Source organism: Jatrophihabitans sp., from assembly GCF_036389215.1.
GTDB lineage: Bacteria > Actinomycetota > Actinomycetes > Mycobacteriales > Jatrophihabitantaceae > Jatrophihabitans_A.
This window is the reverse complement of sequence record NZ_DASVQG010000254.1, coordinates 1-8,074: the sequence shown is the minus strand read 5'-3', so window position 1 is coordinate 8,074 and position 8,074 is coordinate 1. Positions and strand designations below refer to the sequence as shown.

The window sequence follows — 8,074 nt, the reverse complement described above, 5'->3', positions numbered from 1 at the left end:
GGCCTATCGGGCGCTGCTGTTCACTCCGCCCGGCATCGACCGGCTGCGGGCTGACACCGGTGGCCCACTGGACTTCGACCGGCAGGTGTGGCCGCTGGTACTGGGGGAGATGCGCATCTCCTACCGGCGCGCCCAGGCCAGGGCGGCCGGCCCGGCCGAGGCTGAGCGGCTCGAGCGGCGGCTGACCGAGGCGCTGGCCGACGGTTCGTTCGGATTGACCGCACTGCTCGACGCGCTGGACGGCGAGTGGGGTGCGTTCCGGCCGGAACAGCTGCTCGACGGTGCGGAGCCGATGCCGCTGACCGACCGGGCCGGCTATCAGGACTGGCTGGCCGCCGAGCTTGCCGCGGACCTGGCCGAGGGCGAACTCGGCCTGCAGGGCAGCATCATCAAGCAAACACTGGACGTTCTACGCCAGCTGCGAGACACCTTCCGGTATGCGGTGGACTTCGGCGGCCTCACCGAGGAGTCCAGTCGCCGGTTCTTCCAGCAGACCGTCCCGCTGCTCAACCGGGCCGTGGTCGGACCGCAGTTCGAACGGCATCAGGAGTTGCTGACCCTGCTCGACGCCGGCATCGCGCAGGTGCCGTTCGGTCCGGACCCGATGGCGGCTTGGGATTCGGCCGCCGGCGGCTGGCTGATCCAGTCCCGGCATCTGAGAAACCCGAACGCCGCGCGGGCGGACTGGTTGGTGGCCGGGCGAAGCGACCTGCCGGCGGTGGCCTCCTCAGCCAGCCCGTTGCTGGACGGGCTGTTCCGGCAGGGTCGGATCCGGGCCAGCCTGGCCGGCGACCCGGCACTGGCCGGCATCGACGTCGACCGCGATCAACATCCGATCAGCGCAACCGGTGAGGCGGCTCGCCGGATCTGGGTACTCGGCCCGCTCTGCGAGGGCAGCACGTTCTACAACAACCTGGTTCCCTCACCGGGCTGCTACTCCCGCCCGATCGCCGACGCGCATCGCTGCGTCCTCGAACTGCTCGCCGCCGACCGGTCGCTGGCTGCCGTCTGAGCAATCAGCCGGTGCGGATAATTCGGTTGCCGTCCCGGCCCCGATGGCAGAGTCTCGGCAGGTGGTCGCTATCGGTTCGGATGCCCGCGCCAGGCGGTTGACGGCCGCCGTGCACAACAACGCCGCGTGGTGCGACGCGGTCTGCCGTGCGCACGGCGTGCCGACGTCCTGGCAGTCGGACTGGTGGGCCGCCCGTCAGCGCAGCCCGAGGTTCTATCCGGATGCCATCACGCTGCGCCCGGGAGCGGCGTTCGCGGCCGTCGCCGGATCGGTCGAAGCCGGCCGGGGGAGTTCGGTCAAGGACAGCTGGGCTGATCTCGACCTCGAGCCGTACGGCTTCACGCCGCTGTTCGATGCTCACTGGATCACGCTGAACCCGCCGGCCCGGGGCGAGACGGTAGCTGCCGCCGATCGGTTCCGCTGGACGGTCGTCGGCTCGGCGCACGAGCTGCTCGACTGGACGGCGGCCCACGGCGCTGACGGCACGTTCCCGCCGTCGTTGCTGGCGGACCCAGCGATTCGCTTCCTGGCGGTCCGCAGCGCGGGCCGGACGGTGGCGGGCGCGATCGCCAACCTGAGCGGGCCGGTGGTCGGGGTGTCCAACGTCTTCGGCGAGGACCCGTGGCAGGGGCTGGTCCATGCCGTCGGGAACTGCTTTCCACAACGGCCGCTGGTCGGCTATGAGCAGGCTGCCGAGCTGGACCGGCCGCTCAGTCTGGGGTTTCACACCATCGGCCAGCTCCGGGTGTGGCACCAGCCGGAGGCGGACGGGTGAGAGCAGCGTGCGTGCCCTGCTGGTGGGACGCCGGCTGTTCGACTCGGAGGTGGCTGCTTACTGGCCGGAGCTCGGCGGCCCGCCGTTGCCCGGGTGCTGTCCACAACGCCGGTCGCTATCCACATTCCTGGTAGAGAGCGCCGTGGCGCGCCGCGGCCCGGCAGGGTCGGCTGCATGCACTTCAAGGACGCCCTCGGACGTTACGGCGAGGCCATCGCCGCTCGCTGCCTGACCGACAGCGGTCACCGGCTGATCGAGACCAACTGGCGGTGCAGCCGGGGCGAGATCGACATCGTCGCGGCTGAGGGCCGCACGCTGGTCATCTGCGAGGTGAAGACCCGGTCCTCACTGGCCTTCGGCGAGCCCGCCGAGGCGGTGGACGAGGCCAAGTCGCGCCGGCTGCGGCTGCTGGCCGCCCAGTGGCTGGCCGAGCATCCCGGTGGCTGGGAGGCGGTCCGGTTCGACGTGGTGTCCGTGCTGCGCGGACCACACGGCCCGGCCCAGGTCCGGCACCTGCGGGCGGCGTTCTGATGCCGCTGGCGGGAACCCTGTCGATCGCGCTGGCCGGGGTGTCCGGGCGGCTCATCGAGGTGGAGGCCGATCTGTCCGCCGGCCTGCCCGGCCTGACCTTCACCGGATTGCCGGACGTCTCGGTGCTGGAATCCCGGGACCGGATCAGGGCGGCGGTGCTGAACTCCGGGCTGACCTGGCCGAACAAGCGGATCACGGTGGCCTTGCTGCCCGCGGACGTCCGCAAGTACGGCTCGATGTTCGACGTGGCGCTGGCCGTGGCGGTGCTGGCCGCGGCCGGGGAGGTGCCCGCGGCGGCGGTGTCGGGAGTGGTATGGCTCGCCGAACTGGGGCTCGACGGCCGGCTGCGGCCGGTCCGGGGCGCGCTGCCGGCGGTGCTCGCCGCTCGCGAGGCGGGCGTGCGGACAGTCGTGGTGTCACCCGGCAATTGCGCCGAGGCGGCACTGGTGACAGGCATTGACGTGCTGGTGGCGTCGTCGCTGGCCGAGATCGTGCTGGCGTTGCGCGGTGGCGCGGCGTTGCCCAGCGCTCCGGCCGGTCACCCGGATCCGGCGGCGCCGCTGCCGGACCTCGCCGACGTGGTCGGTCAGCCGGTTGCCCGGCGAGCCCTGGAGATTGCCGCCGCCGGGGCACATCACCTGCTGCTCGAGGGGGCGCCAGGAGCCGGCAAGACCATGCTGGCCGAGCGGCTGCCCTCGATCCTCCCCGAGCTCGAACCTGCCGAGGCGCTGGAGGTGACGGCGATCCATTCGGTCGCCGGGGTGCTGCCCGGCGGTGCCGGCCTGCTGCGGCGGCCACCGCTGCAGGCGCCGCATCACACCTCCTCGATGGCTGCCCTGGTAGGCGGCGGCACCGGGCTGGGCCGGCCAGGCGCTGCCTCGCTGGCCCACCGGGGCGTGCTGGTGCTCGACGAGGCCGCGGAGTTCAAGCCGACCGTGCTGGACTCGCTGCGCCAACCGCTGGAATCGGGCCTGATCGTGCTGCACCGGACCGGCGGCGCGGTCAGCTATCCGGCCCGGTTCCAGCTGGTGATGGCCACCAACCCGTGCCCGTGCGGCGCGGCCAAGGACACCGACTGCTCGTGCACTCCCGATGCCCGGCGCCGGTACCGGCGCCGGCTGTCGGGCCCGCTGCTGGACCGGATCGACCTGCAGATCCCGATCGACCCGGTGTCACGGGCCGAGCTGATGCAGGACCGGGAGGCCCGCGAACCGAGCGTTGCGGTCGCTGGCCGGGTGACCGCCGCCCGGGCAGCGGCCCGCGCGCGGTGGGGGGCGTTCGGGTGGAACACCAACGCCGAGGTTCCCGGCCCGGTGCTGCGCTCCAGCGGCTGGCGGCCACCGCGCCAGGCGCTGGCCCGGCTGGATGCCGAGATCGAGCGGGGCGGCCTGAGTGCCAGGGGCTGTGACCGGGTGCTGAAGCTTTCCTGGACGCTGGCCGATCTGGCCGGACTGGCAAGTCCCGGTTCGGCCGAAGTGGCCGAGGCGATCTGGCTGCGGACCGGGCGGGCGGCGGTGACCTCGGCATGAACAGCAGAGGCCCGGCAGGACATGGCGGCGGAGGAACCGGTTCAGCGGGGGAGGAGCATCAGCTGGCGGCGGCGTACCTCAGCCGGGTCGCCGAGCCCGCGTCGGTACCGCTGTGGATGTTCGTCCAGCACTGCGGCTACCCGGCCGCCGCCGCCGCGGTGCGGGCCGGTGAGGTGCCTGCCGAGGTGGCCTCGTGCACCGAGGCGCGCCGGGCCACTGCCGATCCGGAGGCTGATCTGGCCGCGGCGGAGCGCAACGGAATCCGGCTGGTGACGCCGGCCGACGCGAACTGGCCGCATTTCGCCTTCGCCGCCCTGCAGGCGACCGGACAGCGGCGGGTGGCGCAGTGGCAGGCCGGCGTACGGGTGCGGCCCCAGCGTGGCGAGCTGATCCCGCCGCTGGCCCTGTGGGTCCGGGGCAGCGCTTCGCTGGCCACGGTGGGCCTCCGGTCGGTGGCGGTGGTCGGCTCCCGCGCGGCCACCGCCTACGGCGAGCACATCGCGTCGGAGTTCAGTTACGGGCTGGCTCAGCGCGACGTGGTGGTGGTCTCCGGAGGTGCCTACGGGATCGACGCGGCGGCGCATCGCGGTGCGCTGGCAGCCGGTGGCAGCTCGGTGCTGGTGTCGGCCGGCGGACTGGACCGGCCCTATCCCAGCGGGCATCGACATCTGTATGACCGGACCGCCGAGCAGGGCGTGCTGGTGAGCGAGCGGCCGCCGGGCAGTGCCCCGCACCGGCAGCGTTTCCTCAGCCGTAACCGGCTGATCGCGGCGCTGGGTACCGCGACCCTGGTGGTCGAGGCGGCTCATCGGTCGGGTGCCCTGAACAGTGCCGGTTACGCGCGCGACCTCGGCCGCCCGGTGCTGGCGGTGCCAGGACCGGTCACCTCGGCGATGTCGAGCGGTTGCCACCGGCTGATCCAGCGTGAGGAGGACCCGGCTCGGCTGGTGACCAGCGTGGCCGAGGTGCTCAGCTACTGCGGTTCCGCCGAGCTGGTGGACGACGGCGCTGCCGGCGCCACGGCCGGTGGGCCGCCGTCCTCGCGGCGCGCGTACGACAGCCTCGACCTGGTGGCCCGATCGGTGCTCGACGGCTTTCCCGGTCGCGGGCGCAGCGTCACCGAGGCGGAGCTGTCCCGACTCAGCGGGCAGCCGATCGGCCAGGTGATCGCGGCGTTGCCGGTGCTGCAGGGCGCCGGACTGATCACCGCTGCCCGCGAGGGCTACCGGCTGGCCGGCAATGAACGGTCAACGGCATCAATAACCTGAATCACGTTTTCCATGCCCTATCCTCGCGATACCCACGATCGGCTCATGAGGCGTGACCCCACCGGAGGCCTGCGATGCCACGTACCAAGCCACGGGCGGCTGGCACAGCCGCCGCCACCCTGTTCCTGGCCGCCGCCGGCATGGTGTGGACGTCCGGTAACGCGGCTGCCTACGGCCAGTGTCTGAAGACGATCCCGGCCGATCATCACTCGGTCAGCCTGACCTGTCCGACCCAGCAGGCCGGATCGCAGTTCCGCGTGAAGACCTATACCTGTACGAGCATGTACAGCGGTTGCGGTTCGACCGCGATATATGGCGCATGGGTGCCGTGGGGTGGTACCTCGTCCGTCTATACCTCCGCGTATGTGGACACCTCCCGGGTCTCCTACGAGGCCGGCTACCCGGATTAGGCAGTTGCGGGCGGCTGCGGACCGGCCAGCGTGGCGAGTTGACGCAGCCGCCGGCCCGCGCGCACTGTCAGCCCATGCCCGCCAGCCCGCCCGATCCCGCCGTGCCGGCTGTCGCGGAACCGGCGCGGGCGGCTCGTCCGGCCGGCAGCACCGCGCTGCGGTCCGGTGCCGTCGGCAAGAACGGCCGGGCAGCTGCTGCCGGCAGGAGCGGCATGGCCACGCCTGCCGGCGGGGCTGGCCGCGGCACCGGACGGCGGCTCGACCTGGCCGCGCTGCGGGAGGAGCTGGGTCCGCGGCTGCAAGGGGTGCTTGCCGATTTCGAACGGTTCCTGCGGCTGGAACGCAACCGCTCTGCCCACACCGTGCAGGCCTACCTGGGCGATATCACCCAGCTGCTGCACTACCTGCGATCCACCGGCGAGACCGATCTGCGGGCTCTGGACCTGCGGTTGCTGCGCGGCTGGCTGGCGAACCTGCACCAGGCCGGCGCCTCGCGCACCACGCTGGCCAGACGAGCAGCGGCGGCCCGGACGTTCAGCACCTGGGCCTTTCAGAACCAGCTGCTCACCGCCGACGTCGCCGAGCTGCTGGTCAGCCCGCGGCCGCACCGCTCGATTCCCGCGGTGCTGTCGGCCGGCGAGGCGGAGCAGGCCGTCGACTCGCTCAGCGGCGACGAGCCCGAGCAGCTGCGCGACCGGTTGGTCCTGGAGCTGCTCTACGGCACCGGCATCCGGGTCGCCGAGCTGGTCGGCCTGGACCTGACCGACCTCGACCGTGGCCGCCGGGTCCTCCGGGTGATCGGCAAGGGTGACAAGCAGCGCACCGTCCCCTACGGGGTTCCGGCCGACGCCGCCCTGCAACGGTGGCTGGACCACGGCCGGCCGGCCCGGGCCACTCCCGCCTCCGGCCAGGCGCTGCTGCTCGGCCGGCGTGGCGGCCGGCTCGACCAGCGGGCGGCCCGGCGGGTGGTCAATGCCGCCACCGCCGGCGTGGTCGGCGGATCAGGACTCTCGCCGCACGGCCTGCGGCACAGCGCGGCAACGCACCTGCTCGACGGCGGCGCTGACCTGCGGGCGGTGCAGGAACTGCTCGGGCACGCCAGCCTGGCGACCACCCAGATCTACACCCACGTCTCGGTCGACCGGCTGCGCAGGAGCTTCGAACAGGCCCATCCCCGGGCTTGAGCATCGCCGACGCACCGCCGCCACGCACCTCGCACCAAGCCGGAAGTAACGACTCGACACACTTCGTGTTCCACGGCAGAACCAGCCGATGCGCTGTCAGTTCCACGGCAGCAGCCGGACCACACCCAGCGGCCGGAGCAACGACAGCGGGTCCAGGTAGGCACCGCCGCGGCGAGCGCCCCAGTGCAGGCAACCCGCCGGCGCGCAACCGCGGTGGACGCCGCGTACGGTTCCGATCCGCTGGCCGGCTACCACTCGCTGACCGGCCACCACGGCGACGGTCACCGGCTCGTACTCGGTGCTGATGCCGTCGGGATGCACCAGCACCACCACCCCGCGGCCGGCCACCGGCCCGGCGAAGCGGACCACTCCGGCGCCGGCGGCGAGCACCGAACCGCCCTGCGCGGCGGCGAGATCGACCCCTAGATGTCCCCTGCCGTAACGGGTCCGCGGTGGACTGAAGGCAGTCAGCACCCGAATAGCGCCGGTGTCGATCGGAACTCGGTAGCTCGCCGCGCCTGGTACGGCCGGACTTCGGTGCTCAGCCGGGTTCATGACGACGGAGTGCTGGTGCCCCGCAGCGTGCCGGGTGCCCGGTGGGGCGGTCGCTGCCGGCGCTGAGCCGAACAGCACTACGTACGCGATGACCGGAATCAGTAGGTGCATGTCCGCAGCCTGCCCACCGCCACCCTCGGTTAGCTGGGTGCTGACCAGACTGTGGACAACGCGCGCCTCCGTCCACAACACGGCCGACCGCAAAGCCCGGCAACACCACTGCGTGGCTCACCGGCACCAACCCGGCCGACCGTGAGCCGCGCCGTCCGGGAAGCTGCCCATGGACGCTGACCGCCACGACTGCCCCGGACGGGACGGCCGTGACGGCCTGCTTCGGCAGAGACTGCCGCTGCTCAGAAGCCTTGGTTGTGGGTGGGGTCGCCGAAGGTGTTCCAGCCGGTCCAGGTGCCGGCTTGGTAGATGTTCTGGTAGAGCTGGCCGTTGGTGCCGTTGTCGAACACGTCATACCGTCCGGTGCTGGCCCGGTAGGTCACCCCCGGAGTGCCGGTCAGCGCCGCGCCGAGGTCCTGCCAGGTCCAGCTGCCGTTGGCATAGATGGCGTGCCACAGGTGATGGTCGGTCTTGGTGGCGAACAGGTGGATGACGCCTGAGCCGTCGAGCATGGCCTCCACGCCACCGGCGAAGCCGGCGTTGTGGAAGTCGCCGAAGGTGTTCCAGCCCGACCAGGCGCCGCTCTGGTAGATGTTCTGGTACAGGCTGCCGTTGGTGCCGTTGTCGAACACGTCATACCTACCGGTGCTGCTGCGGTAGGTGACGCCAGGAGTGCCGGTCACCGCCGCCCCGAGGTCC

7 protein-coding genes and 2 pseudogenes are annotated in these 8,074 nt (G+C 72.1%); 7 read left to right on the top strand and 2 right to left on the bottom strand.

The window, feature by feature from the left end:
* From VF542_RS14315 to VF542_RS14285, 7 genes and pseudogenes are all read left to right on the top strand, one after another.
* A pseudogene (locus VF542_RS14315) lies at positions 1–1,012 on the top strand (hypothetical protein); the annotation flags it as partial.
* A 61-nt stretch (positions 1,013–1,073) separates the two neighbouring features.
* Positions 1,074–1,787 (top strand): hypothetical protein, encoded by a 714-nt coding sequence (locus VF542_RS14310; protein WP_408652377.1) that lies wholly within the window; start codon positions 1,074–1,076, stop codon positions 1,785–1,787.
* Positions 1,788–1,961: 174 nt separating this feature from the next.
* Positions 1,962–2,318 (top strand): YraN family protein, encoded by a 357-nt coding sequence (locus tag VF542_RS14305; protein WP_408652376.1) that lies wholly within the window; start codon positions 1,962–1,964, stop codon positions 2,316–2,318.
* Complete coding sequence (locus tag VF542_RS14300) at positions 2,318–3,847, top strand: YifB family Mg chelatase-like AAA ATPase (protein WP_408652375.1); 1,530 nt, start codon at positions 2,318–2,320, stop codon at positions 3,845–3,847. Before VF542_RS14305 ends, VF542_RS14300 begins: the two co-directional genes overlap by 1 nt.
* Positions 3,844–5,115, top strand: coding sequence for a DNA-processing protein DprA (gene dprA, locus VF542_RS14295; RefSeq protein WP_408652374.1), 1,272 nt, complete (start codon positions 3,844–3,846; stop codon positions 5,113–5,115). Before VF542_RS14300 ends, dprA begins: the two co-directional genes overlap by 4 nt.
* Positions 5,116–5,189: 74 nt before the next feature.
* Positions 5,190–5,525: a hypothetical protein gene (locus VF542_RS14290; protein WP_408652373.1), complete on the top strand. Its 336-nt coding sequence runs from the start codon at positions 5,190–5,192 to the stop codon at positions 5,523–5,525.
* 212 nt (positions 5,526–5,737) lie between these two features.
* The gene (locus VF542_RS14285) at positions 5,738–6,709 is read left to right on the top strand and encodes a tyrosine recombinase (protein WP_408652378.1); all 972 of its coding nucleotides are present in this window, start codon (positions 5,738–5,740) and stop codon (positions 6,707–6,709) included.
* A gap of 96 nt (positions 6,710–6,805) precedes the next feature.
* Here the strand turns inward: VF542_RS14285 and VF542_RS14280 are convergent, their stop codons facing one another.
* Both VF542_RS14280 and VF542_RS14275 read right to left on the bottom strand, forming a co-directional pair.
* A complete protein-coding gene (locus VF542_RS14280; protein ID WP_408652372.1) occupies positions 6,806–7,375 on the bottom strand; it encodes a M23 family metallopeptidase in 570 nt (189 codons plus the stop codon).
* A 242-nt stretch (positions 7,376–7,617) separates the two neighbouring features.
* Positions 7,618–8,074: pseudogene (locus VF542_RS14275) on the bottom strand (hypothetical protein); the annotation flags it as partial.